Genomic DNA, 14,774 nt, shown 5'->3' with positions numbered 1-14,774 from the left:
GCGGACAACCTTAGAAGTTTTCCAGCAGGTGGGCCAGAATCTCGTCCGACAATCGATCACTGATCTGAACCTCAGCCGCCAGCTCGCGGTCATCCTGAACCGACTTGTCGGCATCGGCCAGGTACTCTTCCGACCAGGTGAGGGTCCCTTTCCATAGCGTCTTCCCGCTGTCGAGGCGACTCAGAACCACGGCAACGGTCATAATGGAACGATATTCGGTAACTTTGTCGTTACGATCGTAGGAAATCGGCTCGGTCTCGTATGCGGTGATCTCCCCCGAAAGAATGGCCTCCGCCCCGGTACGGCGGGCGGCGACCTCGACCTCTCTCTTGCGGGCAAAACGACGGGTTACGGCGTTGGTCAGACGATTTTCAAGAAACGGCTCGGTGGTCCGGTTGACAAACATCTCGATATAAACCGAATGGACCCCGCCGGGCAGACTGTTGCCCTGGCCGCGAAACCGGTATCCGCATCCGGCGGCCAGCAGACAGAGCAGCAGCGCCCCCAGCAATAATGCTCTGACCGGAACGAACTTCAATTCGCCACCACGTTGACCAGCCGTCCCGGGACAACAACCACCTTGCGCACCGTCTTTCCTTCCAGGAAACGGGCCACGTTATCTTCATTAAGGGCCGCCTGTTCCATACTGGCCTGGTCAGCGTCCGCGGCCACCAGCACCTTGCCGCGCACCTTGCCGTTGACCTGAACGACAATCTGCTTCTGCTCCTCGACCAGCGCCGCGTCATCCCATACCGGCCAACCGAGGGAGTTGAGCTCCTCGTCATGGCCGAGACAGGACCAGAGTTCGGCGGCGATATGCGGAACGAAGGGGTTGAGCAGGCGGACCACCGTTTCCAGGGCTTCCTTCATGACACCCGGAGCCTGTTGCGCTTGCTTGAAGGCGTAGATGGCATTGACCAGTTCCATGATCGCGGCGATGGCGGTATTGAAGTGGAAGCGGCCGTCGACATCCTCGGTCACCTTCCTGATGGTGCGGTGGGTCTGTCGACGAAGGTCTCGCGGCGCTCCGGGCAGATCCTCGGGTTCGCCGGCCTGCCGCAGCAGCTCGACATGATCAAAGACCGCCCGCCAGACCCGGTTGAGGAACCGGTAGCAGCCCTCAACCCCCTGCTCATTCCACTCCAGGTCTTTTTCCGGGGGCGCGGCAAAAAGTGAAAACAGTCGCGCGGTATCGGCTCCGTAGCGGGCAATCAGATGGTCGGGGTCGACGACATTCATCTTCGACTTGCTCATCTTCTCGGTGCGTCCAACCGCCGCCGGCTGACCACACTGGCTGCACTTGCCGTCTGCGACCTGCTCGGGGTAGAGCCAGCCGTGCTCGGGACACGAACGGGTCTCCATGCAGACCATTCCCTGAGTCAGCAGGTTGGTGAACGGCTCATTGAAACCATCCTCGACAAATTCCAGGTCACGGAGAATTTTGGTGAAGAAACGGGCATAGAGCAGGTGCATGACGGCATGCTCGACCCCGCCGATATACTGATCAACCGGCAGCCAGTACTTGACCTGCTCCTTATCAAGAGGAGCGTCCTGCTCCCGCGGGGACGCGTAACGGGCAAAATACCAGGAAGACTCGACAAAGGTATCGAAAGTGTCGGTCTCCCGTCGGGCGGTTTTGCCGCATTGCGGGCAGGGTACAGTGATGAAGGATTCGGTCCGGGCGAGTGGACTGCCGCCCTCCCCGGTCAATTCCACATCCTGCGGCAGAACAACCGGCAGATCCTTTTCCGGAACCGGTACCGTACCGCAATCGTCACAGTAGATGATCGGGATCGGGGTCCCCCAGTAGCGCTGGCGGGAGACACCCCAGTCGCGCAACCGGAAATTCACCGTCGCCCTGCCGATCCCTTCGGCGGTCAGATAATCGGCAATCTGTTCCTTGGCCGCCTCGTTGTCCAGACCGTCGAATCGCTCAGAATTGACCAGCCGACCGGATCCGGTCCAGGCTGCTTCCATCTGTTCCGGAACGAGCGCATCACCCTCCGGCTGGATCACGACCACCAGCGGCAGATCGTACTTGCGGGCAAACTCGAAATCACGCTGGTCATGAGTCGGCACCGCCATCACCGCTCCGGTGCCGTAGTCCATCAATACGAAATTGGCCAGGAAAACCGGCATCCGGCGGCCGCTGACCGGATTGACACAGTAACTGCCGGTAAAGACGCCCTCTTTTTCGTAATCGTCGGCGGTACGCTTGTTTTTATCCTGTTTACGCACCTTGGCGATGAAGGCGGCAACCTCCTGTTCATGCTCTTCGGTCACCAGCTCCGCCACCATCGGGTGTTCGGGAGCAAGGCTCATGAAAGTGGCGCCGTAGAGGGTATCCTGGCGGGTGGTAAAGACGCGAATCGATTTTTCACTCCCCTCAAGGGGGAAATTGATTTCACAACCGACACTGCGCCCGATCCAGTTGCGCTGCATGGTCAGAACCGAATCGGGCCACCCTTTGAGGTTGTCGATTTCGTCCAGCAGTTCCTGGGCATAATCGGTGATCTTGAAGAACCACTGTTCCAGCTCTTTTCCCTCGACCTCCGAGTCGCAACGCCAGCAACAATCATCCTCGACCTGTTCATTGGCCAACACGGTCCGGCAGGTGGGACACCAGTTAACGGTCGAACTCTTCTTGTAGGCCAGTCCACGCTCCAGCATGCGCAGGAAAATCAGCTGTTCCCAGCGATAATACTCCTCATTGCAGGTTGCGAATTCCCGGCTCCAGTCATACGACAGCCCCATTTTCCTGAGCTGGGAACGCATGTTGTCGATATTTTCATAGGTCCACTTGGCCGGATGGGTGCCATGCTGAATGGCGGCATTTTCCGCCGGCATGCCGAAGGCATCCCAACCCATCGGGTGCAGCACGTTGAAACCCTGCAGGGCCTTGAAACGAGCGACCACGTCACCGATGGAATAGTTGCGGACATGCCCCATATGAATACGACCGGAAGGATAGGGAAACATTTCAAGCAGGTAGTACTTTGGTCGAGACGGATCTACCTCCGCCTTGAAGGCTCCAGTTTTCTCCCAATGGGCCTGCCACTTCTGTTCAATGGCGCCGGCATCATAGCGCTCTTGCATACGTCCTCCTGAATTGATCCTGACTTATCACCCGTGTTGCCCAGGACACGTCCGCAGCCCTGGATTTTCCGGCCGCCACGGTCGCCGTAAAAAGGAAAACCGGCACAAGCCGGCTTTTCCGCTTCAGCCGGGCGATTTCACCACCCGGCATGATGTCCATAACGAACCCGGAGCCCGGTACAGGCCACGGATTATTTTTCCCGGTAGGTTATCCGTCCACGGGTGAGGTCGTAGGGGGAAAGTTCAACCGTGACCCGGTCCCCGGGAAGAATGCGGATATAATATTTGCGCATTTTTCCGGAAATATGGGCCAGAACGACATGACCGTTTTCGAGTTTGACCCGAAACATGGCATTGGGAAGCGGTTCAACAACTTCCCCTTCAACTTCGATGGCTTCTTCTTTGGCCAATTGGTCCTCCTTGCAAACCGGCGGTGCTTGCTGCCCGCCGGGGATTTCGGCTATTTAACTCGACAGTCGGGCCGGTTGTCAAGCCCGACGGCGCAATCCCGGCTCAAACCGTAAGCGGCAGCAAGCGCCGGGCGGCGTCCATGATCTTGGTCGTCTGGATCGGCTTGGTGATATATTCGTTGGCACCCAGAGCCAGGGCCCGTTCACGATCCTCGTTGGCCCCCTCGGTAGTGATGATGACAATCGGCACATCCTTGTAGCCGGGGTCATTTCTCACCAGTGAGACCAGCTTCAGGCCGTCCATGATCGGCATGTTGATGTCAGTGAAAATCAGGTCAAAACGTTCGGCGGAAAGTTTTTTCAGACCGTCAACGCCATCATTGGCTTCACTGATCTGCAACCCGCGAATCCTCTTCAGAGCGAAGACGATCAACTGGCGCATGGTTGGAGAATCTTCCACTATCAGTACTTTAAAGGCTGACATTTTTCCCTCCCAGGCCGCTACTTGGTCATCAGATCGATAAAGCCCTGAATCGTCGTCAACTTTCGTTCCGATTCGGAATAGAGCTTGGACGAAAAGATGGCCGTGGCGGCGTGACCGGCAAGCAGGGTGAACAATTCGTAATCAACTTCGGCAAACCTGCTTTTCTGCTCCAGAAGCGAGTAAATAACAATGACACCGATAACGTGTTCCTTGATTTTCAACGGGATGCAGACCATCGGATTGGTCAGATCTTTCTGGTAATGCTCCAGATCATCGACAAAATAATTTTCTCCGGTTTTGGCCATCTGTCCGATAACCCCTTCACCGAGTTCAATGACCGGCAGTTCATCCCGCTCAATCCCCTCGGAACCGACCGCGCGCAGCGAGTTGGTCTTCTCATCGAGCAGCATAACACCGAATTGTTCGGCGCCGATCAGGTTGATGACGATTTCGAGGATGATCTGCAGAACTTCGTTGAAATCGAGGGTCGAATGCAGTTGGTAGGAAGCGATGTAGAGATTGGCCAGCATATTGTTCTCGTTTTCGATATCGACATAACGATTGGCGAAATCGAGATTTTCCTCCTCAACCTCCCTGATACGATCGAGGATCTGGGCCTTTTCTTCTTCAAGCGTGGAGATTTTCTCCTGGAGCCTGCGCACCGTCGCGTCATCACTGGGAACTCCCGGCTCCTGACGCTCTTTTTCTTCGAGCTTGAGAATCTGGAACCTCAGTCGTTCGTTTTCCTTGAGCAGATCCTGGGTGAATTCAGCACCCTTCTTAAAGATCTGCAGAAATTCCTCAGCGCGGTTTGCCCCCCCGTGATGATCTTCAATGCCAGCCATATACCTGCTCCTCAAAGCAAATGAAAATGAGTAAATCTTTGGTATTCTAGCAATCCGGCGACAAAATATCCACTGAATATAGCCTGAATCAATAACCGCAGCGTATCAGAATTTCACGACTGAGCTCGGCAAGTGGAACCACCCTGTCAACCACCCCCGCGGCAATCGCCTCCTTGGGCATACCGAAAACAACACTCGACTCCTCCGCCTCGGCCAGAACCTGTCCGCCTCGTTGCTTGACCAGCCTGACCCCGCGTGCGCCGTCATTGCCCATGCCGGTCAGGACCACGGCCAGCAGTTGGTCGCCGAAAATTTCACTGGCGGATTGAAACATGGCATCCACCGAAGGGGTGTAACGCTGGTCAGGTGAAGGCTCGCCAACCTGGGCAATCACGTCACCACCACGCCGGCGAAAGGTCAGGTTCCTGCCGCCGGGGGCGACAAGAACCCGTCCCGGCTTCATCAGGTCGCCGTTTTCCGCCTCCTTGATTTCAAGTGAACCGATTTTGTTCAAACGGTCAGCAAAGGCCCTGGTAAAACCGGGGGGCATGTGCTGGGAGACGGCAAACCCTATCTCGATCCGTGACCGGATAGCGGCAAAAAGGGTCTGCAGAGCCGGCGGCCCCCCGGTCGAGGCACCGATCACCACCTGGGTGAGTCCGCTCGGAAAAAACCTGGGAGGCGTCCTGCCCGGCAGTCTGACATCTTTATGACGCGCCTTGCTGCGTTGCAGAACCTTGCGCATATCGGCCCCGGCCACCTCGCGTACCTTGCGCAACAGGTCATCACGGATATTGAACAGCTCAGGAGAAATTTGCGCGCTCGGCTTGGAGACAAACTCCACCGCGCCGAAATCGAGTGCCTTGAAAACATCCTCGTCGCCGGAGCGTGAAGAAACAACGATGACCGGCGTGGGACGATTCTGCATCAGGATGCGCAGGAAGGAAAATCCGTCCATGCGCGGCATTTCCAGGTCAAGAGTGATCAGGTCGGGCTTGAGATCAAAGACCTTGCGCAGACCTTCTTCACCATTGCAGGCATACCCCAACACCTGGATACCGGGGATCTCTTCCAGCATCCGGATGATGGTCCGCCGGTTATAGGCTGAGTCATCGACCACCAGAACCCGGACAACCCGATCACTCATAGGCCGGCCCCCGAAAGACTGGCAAGAGGTTTCTGGTAGACCATGTCATGCCGCAGATGACGCAATTCAAACGCGGTTGAAATATTCATCAGTGATTCGGAATGGCCGAGCAGCAGAAACCCCTGAGGTTGCAGGCGTCGGTGAAAGGTATCAATGACTCTTCTTTTCGCGGCCAGGTCAAAATAAATGATGACATTGCGGCAGAAAATAACATCCATTTTACCCAGCAGGCTGACCCTGGGGGCATCGAACAGGTTGAGGTGACTGATGGTGACCAGTTTTTTCACCCGGTCATCGATCAACCATTTGCCGTCCTGCGAACGAAAATATTTCCTCCGGTAGGACTCTTCAGTGCTGCGAAAGGAATTTTCCCCGTAGAGTCCGCGCCGGGCGACCTTCAGCACCTGCTGGCTTATGTCGGTGCCGATGATGTCGATCTGCCAGTCGCGCAACTCGGGTTTTTCAAGCAGCAGCATGGCAACCGTGTAGGGTTCTTCCCCGGTCGAACAGCCGGCGCTCCAGATACGCAGGCGACGGTTGTCTTCCTGCTCTTTACGACGGCATATTTCAGGAACGATCTCCTCGGTGAAACTTTTCAGCTGGAAATCTTCACGAAAAAAATAGGTTTCATTGGTGGTCAGCAGGTTGATCAGTTCGGTCAGTTCCTGATCCTTGCTGCTGTTGTAGCGCAACAGGTAATAATAATCCTTGAATGATTTCAGCCGATGATGCTGAAGACGCCGGGCCAGCCGTTTTTCCAAGATATATTTCGACTCTTCGGAGAAGTGCAGTCCGCAATACTGGTAGACATAGTCCCGCAACAGCCTGAATTCTTCCTGGCTCATCGGGATATCTGGAGTAAAGACGAACATCCGGGACTATCCTTGCGCGGCGCGCAGCGCGTCGATCAATTCACTGAATTGTTGCCGAACCAGATCTTCTTCTTCGACCAGGAGTCTTTTTTCCATCAGCCGAAGGGCTGTTTCGGGAGCCAGTTCGGCCAGTGTCCGCGAAGCCGTCAGGCGCACTTCCCAATTACCATGATTGAGCAGGACTTCCCCCCGTTCAGCCACCCAGTCAGAACGGCCGGAACAGGCCAGTTGCTTGAGGGCGGCGTTGACCACCTCCTCATCGGGATGATCAAGGATGGCAAGCAGTCGTGAACAGGCCGCGTCGGGGTCAAGTTCCCCGAGGGCTTCCAGGGCCGCGATGACCACCAGCCCGACCTTGTCGGACAACGCCCGGTCCAGCAGAACAACAGCGATTTCCGGGGTCTGGCGGGCAAGTGAGCGGACCGCCGCGGCCCGAACCCACATGTCCTCATCCTGCATGGCCAGTTGCAGGGCCTCTACGACCTCTTCACCTTCGCCGGCACCAATCACCTCGACAGCCAGGCGGCGCACTTCGCTCTCTTCGTCAGTCAGGGCAATCAGCAGTGCCTGCCGCTGCCGTTCACCTGTGCGGCCATCACAGGCCCTGACGGCGGCAGCGCGAACACCGGCGGCGACATCCTTGAGCGCCATGCCGATAAGGGCATCAACGCGATCGTCAGCAAGGGCACCGAGGACGCTTACGGCCTGGGCGCGAACCGCTTCGGCCTCAGCTTCCAACAGATGACCGATGGCCGCCAGAACCTGCTCCGGGAAGCGCGCGGCCAGCTTCGACAGGGACTGGACCAGCGTATCGGCCACCTGCTGATCACACTTCGACAGGCACTCCGCCAAAGCCCGCGGGCTCCGCTCCCCACCAACCAGTCCCAGGGCATGGGCGGCGGCCTGCTGCAGATCGGCAAACGGATCCTGCAGAGCCGCAAGCAGCAGATCCTCACAGTCGCAACAGCGAGCCTCGCCGAGGATATAGGCGAGGCAGGCACGTGTCTGAGCGTCAGCCCCGGGCCACAACCCGGTCAGGGAACAGGCCGATTCGCTGCCGATGGAAATCAGAGCCGCGGCCGCTTCCCGTGAAAGGTCCTCGTCACGCAACAAGGGCAGCAACCGTTCAGCAGTTTCGGCATGACCGATCCAGCCGAGCAGGTGGACCGCGCCGCGTCGGACATCGACACGACGACTGGTGAGCAGTTCGCCGAGCGAATCGATAAAACCGGTCTCCCGTCGCCGAGTCATGACCCGCTGCACCATTTCGGGATGGCGCAGGGCGATACGCTGTATGGCCAGGCAGGCCGCTTCGCGCACATTGCGCATACTGTCAGTCAGTCCCTCGATCAGAACCGGCAGCGCGTCACCGTTGCCGACATGACCGAGACAGTCAAACAGCGCCTGGCGAAGAAGTTTTTCTTCATGGTAGGGTAGCAGTTCCTCAACGGAAACTTCCCCCCCGATCTGCGCCAGAGCTTCCAGGATGGTAAAACGCAACATCAGGTCGGCATCGGCCATGGCTTCCAGCAGTGCCGGAACAGCCTCGGGGAGCTGCATGCGACCGAGGTTTTCCGCGGCGGCGGCCCGAACGTTGGAGTCGCTGTCGGCCAGAGCCGCAAGCATTCCCGGCATGGCCTCTTCTGCCCTCACTGCACCAAAAATATCGAGAATGAATTTGCGCACGTCATGATCGGGACAGGACAACTCTTCAAGCAGGCGGGGGATGGCGCAGTGACCAAGGCGGACGAGAATATCGACCGCGGTATTGCGCAACCCGGCATTATCCTGAGAGTGCAGCAGTTCGATGATATCTCCGGCGAGCTCTCCGGCGCGGGGAAGCGCGAGAAAAAGTTCGGTCGCCTCCTTGCGAACCCTCCAGCTTTCATCACCAAGCGCCCGGTAGAGTTGCGGCAGGAATCGTTCAATGCCATAACGCCCGAGTCCCTTGAGACCTTGCAGGCGCTCCTCCTCACCGGCGGCCGAACACATTTCAATCAGCAGTTGTTCTTCAGCCATGAAATCCCCCTGCCCTCATTACTGTTCACCAATCTTTCGGCTGGCGATCAATTCTTCAAACGCCTCGCGCAACAGCCGGTTGCCGATCCCGTTCCGATCACCGAAACGTTCGATAAAGAGCCGTTCTCCTTCCCTTATTTCCGTGGCCATCAGGTCGAAAAAACGACCGCTGCGGATTCCCTCCTCCACCTTGTCCTGATGATAGAGAGCGATATCGGAAGCAACAATCCTGGCCAGCCGTCGGGCCTGTCCGAGATCGAACCCCCGTGTCTGTCTGACCTCTTCGTTTTCGGCCTGCTGCAGTCGTTCATTGACCGCGTCCCAGGCCTGCTGCTGAGACTCCGGCTCCGACCCACCGGGCGGTTCCGGCCGCCGTCCGGAGGAGAGATGCAGTACTTTTCGGACCAGGTCATCAGGGATATGATGTTTTTCGATGTAGTCGTCGGCGCCGTAGAGTGAAGTCGGACTCCGTTTGTAGGCCGCCTTATTGTAGACCGAAGAGAGCAGGATCACCTTGACCCGGTCCAGACCGGGCAGGGCCCGAACCTTGTCGACGATCTCGAAGGCATAAAGTCCGGGCAACGCGACATCAACCAGGGCGACATCGGGGGGCCGCAGGGCCATCGCGGCCAGGGCATCATTGCCGGAATGACAGATCTCGCTGGAAATCCCAACCTCGGAGAGAAGATCCGTGACGGTGACGCACAGGGACGGGTCACTATGCGCCACCAGAACATGGAGAGCGGCGGCAACCTCAACGGCAAAGACTTCCCTGCAGCGTGAACAGCGCAGGCGGATTCGTTTCCCGGCATGACGTTCCGCGGCAAACCGGAAACGCGCCGAACATGCGGGACAATCAACAATCATCGAACAGCATCAAACTCCCTGGTTGCCGGCAGATCTCAGTTTTTCTCTGCCGTAACAGCGGACTGCAGGTCCGCAAGGTCGATCTTTTCTTCTGAAGAAAGGACCCGGTCAAGGTCCAGAATCATCACCAGATCATCGTCCTTCCGGCAGACCCCGAGAAAGAACTCGGCATCCCGCCCCTTGATAAAATGGGGCGCCGGCTGGATGTCCTGGCGAACATAACGCCGGACCTCGGCGACCTCGTCAACCTTCAGCCCGATCACCCGCCCACCGAGAGCGCAGATGATGATTCGCGTTCGACGATCATCGGCAGGAATGTCCAGGTCAAATCTCCGCCGCAGATCAACAATCGGAATCACCGCACCACGCAGATTGATCACTCCTTCAACAAAAGTCGGCGACTTGGGAATCGGGGTAATCTTGAGCGGCCGGATAATCTCCCGGATCCGCATAATGTCGAGTCCGTAGTGCAGCACCCCAACCCGAAAGCAGGCGAGTTGCAGTTCTCTGCGCACCTCCGCGGTCTCTTCAAGGCTATCCTTCCGGACAATAGGAGACGGATTCATCGGGCCAGGAATCGCTGGATGGTTTCAATGACCATGGCCGACTTGAACGGCTTGGTGATATACCAGTCGGCGCCGACTTCTTCTCCCCGGGACATGTCCTCGCGGCTTTTCTTGGCCGTCAGCATGATGACCGGAATGCCGCGGGTCGCTTCCTGCTCCTTGATGCGGCGACAGACCTCGAAACCATCCAGTTCGGGCAGCATGATGTCGAGCAGGACCAGGTCCGGCGGTTCCTCCGCAATCGCCTCCAGGGCCTCGGTACCATTGGCCACACCCCGCACCTCGAATCCCTTGGATGTCAGCAGGATACTCTCCAGCTTAAGCAAGCTTTCCTCATCCTCAACAATCAGTATTTTCTTTCCCACGCCCCGCTCCTTTCTTCGGTTCCGTGCATTTCCATATCCAGGACCTGCGGCAGGTCAAGCAAAATCACCATCTGTCCCTTGATACGGCCGACCCCCTCCACCAATTCCCGATTCAGCCCGGTGAGAATGGCGGGCGGTGGTTCAATCTCATCTGCACCGAGATGAATCACCTGTGTAATATTGTCAACCAGCAGGCCGACAATGCGATCTTTTTCTTCACATACCAGGATCCGGGCCCGATCGTCAGCAACAACGACACCCAGATTCAGCCGACGCCGCAGATCCACAACCGGCACGATGATACCCCGCAACGAGATGATTCCCAGCAGGAAATCCGGCACCCTGGGAATTTCCGTCACCTCTCGCGGCTTGATGATCTCGTTGACGAACTCGATATTGACCGCGTAACGTTCGTTGCCGAGGGAAAATGCCAGCCATCGCTGCAGATCGAGCCGCGTTTCGTTGCCCCCCCCCGGAATGCCTGCAGGTAACTCTCTTCGGTCGCCAGCGCGAGATCCTGCTGGGCCGTGAAAAGTTGTTCCAGGGCATCCTCCCCCGGCCGCGTCTCCAGCGCGTGTTCGAGGTCGTCGGCCGCAGGCGCGGAAGAGGTGGTGATCGGCTCCATAACGGCCTCGGCATCGATCTTCGGTTCCGGGGCCGATTCTTCAACCTTCGTTGCGGTCGACGGCTCCGGTCGCGGATCTTTGCGACCCTGCTTTTTGCGTCCGGCTTTCCTGCGAATTTCCACCAGGTCCATAGAAACAGTCTTTCAACCCTGCCCGCATGGCACGGACAGCTAAATGGCCATCGCCAACTCGTCCATCACGGCATTCATTACGTCGCTGTCGATTCGCGGGGCTTCACGGCCGAACCCCTCCAGTAAAGCCAGGGCGGCGACATGGTTGATGCGTCGCGGCACGCCACCCGAAAATTCCTGCACAACCCGTACCGCCTCATCACTGAAGAGTTGCGGGTCACCACCGGCAACCTGAAGCCGGTGCCGCAGATAGGCGCGCGTTTCCTCCAGACAGAGCGGCTGCAGATTGTACTGCATGCCGATGCGCTGGCGCAGCGGTTCATAGGCGCGATGCAGCAGGCGCTTGCGCAATTCCGGCTGCCCCATCAACACGACGCAGATCAGGTTCTGATCATCCAGCTGGAAATTGGTCAGCAGCCTGATTTCATCAAAGGTTTCCTTGTGTGGCACCAGCTGCGCCTCATCAATCACCAGGACCGGACATTGCCCGGTTTCATGGCAGCGATAGAGTTCAGCACCGATCTGATCGAGCAGATCGGACTTGCTCCGGGACGGTTTCTTCACCCCCAGCCGAAGAGCCAGGGTTTTGAGAAACTCCATCGGCGTCAACCGCGGATTGATAAACAGGATCACCTTGCGGTTTTCCTCCAGTTCATCAATCAGGGCCCGGGAAAGGGTGGTCTTGCCGCAGCCGATTTCTCCGGTCAACAGGACCAGGTCACTCTCTTCCACGGCGTACACTAACCGCGCCAGGGCTTCCTTGTGTCCGCGGCTGAGGTAGAGGAAGCGCGGATCGGGCGTTTTGCTGAAAGGCCGTTCTGAAAGTCCGTAAAATTCCTTATACATGGGCACCAACCTCAGTGCGCAGGGCCTCACTCATCAGGCCGCCGACATCAAGCACCAGAATCGTCCGCTGGCTGCCGAGATCAGCGGCTCCGGCAATCCCCTTGACAAAAGAAAGCGTGCGCCCCAGGGACTTGATGACCACATCCTGCTGCCCGAGCAGCTCATCGACGACGATCCCCAACCGTTTTTCAGCCAGGCCGACCACGGCGACAAAGAGCTTCTCTCCATGATGTTCGTTCAAAGGAAGATCAAAGGCTTCACTCAACCGCAGCAACGGAAGAGTGCTGTTGCGCAATTCGATCACTTCCCGTCGCTCAATGGTCTCGATCACCGTGGGATCAAGCATCAGAGTCTCGAGAACCGAGTTAATCGGGACCGCGTAGGTCTGACCGCTGGCCCGCACAATCAGCGCCTTGATGATGGCCAACGTGATCGGCAGGGTGATGGTCATGGTGGTCCCCTGCCCCGGCTCGCTGTCGATCTCGATCATGCCGGAGAGAGCGGCAATATTGTTTTTCACCACATCCATGCCGACGCCGCGTCCGGAAAGATCGCTGACTTCATCGCGGGTGGAGAACCCGGGCATGAAAAGCAGGTCATAAACTTCCTCGCGGGTCAGCACCACCTCGCTCGAAATCAGTCCTTTTTCGATCGCCTTTTGTCTCACCCGCTGCGGATCGATCCCCTGGCCGTCATCCTGAACTTCGATGACAACATGGTTCCCTTTCTGCGACGCATGGAGAGAGATCCTGGCTCGTTCCTCTTTTCCTGCGGCCTTGCGAACTTCAGGGGTCTCGATACCGTGGTCAATGGCATTGCGGATGATATGCATCAAGGGATCGGTCAGATCCTCGACAATCAACTTGTCCAGCTCCGTTTCGGCCCCGCGGATATCGAGAGAAACACTCTTGCCGTGTTCATTGGCGACCCGACGGACAATCCTGGTCATCTTGTCGAAGAGCTGCGAAACCGGCACCATCCGCACCTCCATGACCCCGGCCTGAAGTTCATCAAGACGGCGTTCAAGACCGCGCGTCGCCTTGTGCAGATCGGCAGCCAGGTCATTGCTGACCTTGCCCTTGATTTCTTCGGCAATGCGCTGGATGGCCCCTTTGGAGAGAACCAATTCGCCGACAATATTCATCAGGTTGTCGAGTTTTTCGATATCGACCCGTACCGTACGACTGAAAGACCGCAGCGACGCGGCCTGTTCATCGGCGCCGGCGGCGGGATCGGTCAACTCGATCCCGGTCGCGGCATCCTCCACCTCCGCATTGGTGACAGTTTGATTCGATATCGCCGGATGGCCGCCTGAAGACGGCGGTTTGCGACAGACCTCTTCAAACTTGACCGAATCACGATCGATGGCCGCTGAGACCTCGGACAATTCCTGGTCGGTACCGACCAGCAGCTGAAAGCCGATTCGATCATCGGCATCTCCGGGACTCGGCAGGGTACTGATAAGCTCACCGGTTTTCTTGAGCGCGTCTGTCAACTCGGCGAGTTCCTGGTCAAAACTGGCCAGGCTGAAGTTGGCTTTGACCAGCAGCAGGCGGCGTCCCCGCGAAAGATTCTCACGCAGACGATGTTCCTCGTATTCCGTCAGGACATTGAGCAGCGAGGAATCGAGATCGATGCCGTCCAGCAGATCGGTCGCATTATCATGGTCTCCTTCAAGGAGGCTCTCGATAAGAGCCATGACCGGACCGAGATCGAGCTGGAAGGCGTCATCGTCCGCCTTGCCGGAAACCAGCCGGGCGAGGGTTTCAACTCCCTGGAACAGGACCTCGAGCATCTGCCGGGAGAGTGACAGCTTGCCGAGGCGCAAGCTGTCGAGCAGGTTTTCCATCTGGTGGGACAGCCGGGAGATGTCATCAAAGCCGAACATCCCGGAAAGCCCCTTGATGGAATGGGCCTCACGGAAAATGGCATTGACCGTATCCGGATCGATGTCTCCGGACTCCACCTGCTCTCCCATGGAAACCAGCCCGCGATTGAGATTTTCAATAATCTCTTCGGCCTCGGCGAGGAACTCGTGGATCGCCCGGGATGAGGGATTATCGCCCACCTCAGACCTCCTGCGGGAGATACTGCCGGATCAGGGACTGCAATTCTTCCGGGGAGAAGGGTTTGACCAGGTAGGCATCCGCACCGAGAGTCATGCCTTTTTCACGGTCACGCTCACTACTTTCAGTGCTGATAATAAACAGCGGAGTGTTCTGGTAATTGGGGTTGTTCTTGACAAAGCTGACCAGTTCGAGGCCGTTGATATCCGGCATATTGATATCGGTTATGACCAGGTCGACTTTTTCCCGAGGAAGAATCCGCAGGGCCTCAAAGCCGTTGGCCGCTTCAACGATTTCATAGTCACCGAGGGCGGCAATGGTCGAAACGATCAGCGAGCGCATGGTCGGCGAATCTTCGGCAATCAGGATTTTGGCAGCCACAGCATCCTCTCTCGATCAGCACCGGTGCGGAACAAGCAACGCCAACTTCATCA

Annotated in this window: 16 protein-coding genes; all 16 read right to left on the bottom strand. The window is 57.5% G+C overall.

What is annotated here, in order from left to right:
- Positions 1-10 precede the first annotated feature (10 nt).
- The 16 genes from lptE to C2E25_RS09540 all read right to left on the bottom strand — a co-directional run bounded on the left by lptE (position 11) and on the right by C2E25_RS09540 (position 14,721).
- Positions 11-538: an LptE family protein gene (gene lptE / locus C2E25_RS09610; RefSeq protein ID WP_103115532.1), complete on the bottom strand. Its 528-nt coding sequence runs from the start codon at positions 536-538 to the stop codon at positions 11-13.
- Complete coding sequence (leuS, locus tag C2E25_RS09605; RefSeq protein ID WP_103115531.1) at positions 535-3,096, bottom strand: leucine--tRNA ligase; 2,562 nt, start codon at positions 3,094-3,096, stop codon at positions 535-537. The genes lptE and leuS overlap by 4 nt, the downstream gene beginning before the upstream one ends.
- A gap of 191 nt (positions 3,097-3,287) precedes the next feature.
- Positions 3,288-3,506, bottom strand: a complete 219-nt coding sequence (gene infA, locus C2E25_RS09600) for a translation initiation factor IF-1 (protein ID WP_085008343.1) — start codon at positions 3,504-3,506, stop codon at positions 3,288-3,290.
- Positions 3,507-3,609: 103 nt separating this feature from the next.
- The gene (locus C2E25_RS09595) at positions 3,610-3,990 is read right to left on the bottom strand and encodes a response regulator (RefSeq protein WP_085008944.1); all 381 of its coding nucleotides are present in this window, start codon (positions 3,988-3,990) and stop codon (positions 3,610-3,612) included.
- 17 nt (positions 3,991-4,007) lie between these two features.
- The gene (locus tag C2E25_RS09590) at positions 4,008-4,835 is read right to left on the bottom strand and encodes a GAF domain-containing protein (protein ID WP_103115530.1); all 828 of its coding nucleotides are present in this window, start codon (positions 4,833-4,835) and stop codon (positions 4,008-4,010) included.
- Between the two features lie 88 nt (positions 4,836-4,923).
- Positions 4,924-5,982 (bottom strand): protein-glutamate methylesterase/protein-glutamine glutaminase, encoded by a 1,059-nt coding sequence (locus tag C2E25_RS09585; RefSeq protein ID WP_103115529.1) that lies wholly within the window; start codon positions 5,980-5,982, stop codon positions 4,924-4,926.
- Positions 5,979-6,854 (bottom strand): CheR family methyltransferase, encoded by an 876-nt coding sequence (locus C2E25_RS09580; protein ID WP_103115528.1) that lies wholly within the window; start codon positions 6,852-6,854, stop codon positions 5,979-5,981. The genes C2E25_RS09585 and C2E25_RS09580 overlap by 4 nt, the downstream gene beginning before the upstream one ends.
- Positions 6,855-6,860: 6 nt before the next feature.
- Entirely contained in the window at positions 6,861-8,873 is a 2,013-nt protein-coding gene (locus tag C2E25_RS09575; protein WP_103115527.1) for a HEAT repeat domain-containing protein, read from the bottom strand.
- 18 nt (positions 8,874-8,891) lie between these two features.
- Positions 8,892-9,740, bottom strand: coding sequence for a zinc-ribbon domain-containing protein (locus C2E25_RS09570; RefSeq protein WP_103115526.1), 849 nt, complete (start codon positions 9,738-9,740; stop codon positions 8,892-8,894).
- A 35-nt stretch (positions 9,741-9,775) separates the two neighbouring features.
- Complete coding sequence (locus C2E25_RS09565) at positions 9,776-10,255, bottom strand: chemotaxis protein CheW (protein WP_233189390.1); 480 nt, start codon at positions 10,253-10,255, stop codon at positions 9,776-9,778.
- A gap of 47 nt (positions 10,256-10,302) precedes the next feature.
- A complete protein-coding gene (locus C2E25_RS09560; protein WP_085008330.1) occupies positions 10,303-10,671 on the bottom strand; it encodes a response regulator transcription factor in 369 nt (122 codons plus the stop codon).
- Positions 10,653-11,048: a chemotaxis protein CheW gene (locus tag C2E25_RS17845; protein WP_332882163.1), complete on the bottom strand. Its 396-nt coding sequence runs from the start codon at positions 11,046-11,048 to the stop codon at positions 10,653-10,655. The genes C2E25_RS09560 and C2E25_RS17845 overlap by 19 nt, the downstream gene beginning before the upstream one ends.
- Entirely contained in the window at positions 11,027-11,428 is a 402-nt protein-coding gene (locus C2E25_RS17840) for a hypothetical protein (protein WP_233189389.1), read from the bottom strand. Before C2E25_RS17840 ends, C2E25_RS17845 begins: the two co-directional genes overlap by 22 nt.
- A 39-nt stretch (positions 11,429-11,467) precedes the next feature.
- Positions 11,468-12,274: an ExeA family protein gene (locus tag C2E25_RS09550; protein WP_103115523.1), complete on the bottom strand. Its 807-nt coding sequence runs from the start codon at positions 12,272-12,274 to the stop codon at positions 11,468-11,470.
- Entirely contained in the window at positions 12,267-14,342 is a 2,076-nt protein-coding gene (locus C2E25_RS09545) for a chemotaxis protein CheA (protein WP_233189388.1), read from the bottom strand. The genes C2E25_RS09550 and C2E25_RS09545 overlap by 8 nt, the downstream gene beginning before the upstream one ends.
- 1 nt (position 14,343) lies before the next feature.
- Entirely contained in the window at positions 14,344-14,721 is a 378-nt protein-coding gene (locus tag C2E25_RS09540; protein ID WP_103115522.1) for a response regulator, read from the bottom strand.
- Positions 14,722-14,774 lie beyond the last annotated feature (53 nt).

This window comes from Geothermobacter hydrogeniphilus (genome assembly GCF_002898515.1).
In the GTDB taxonomy this organism is placed as follows: Bacteria; Desulfobacterota; Desulfuromonadia; order Desulfuromonadales; family Geothermobacteraceae; genus Geothermobacter_A.
The sequence above is the reverse complement of the archived record's forward strand: the minus strand, read 5'-3'. Positions and strand labels throughout refer to the sequence as shown.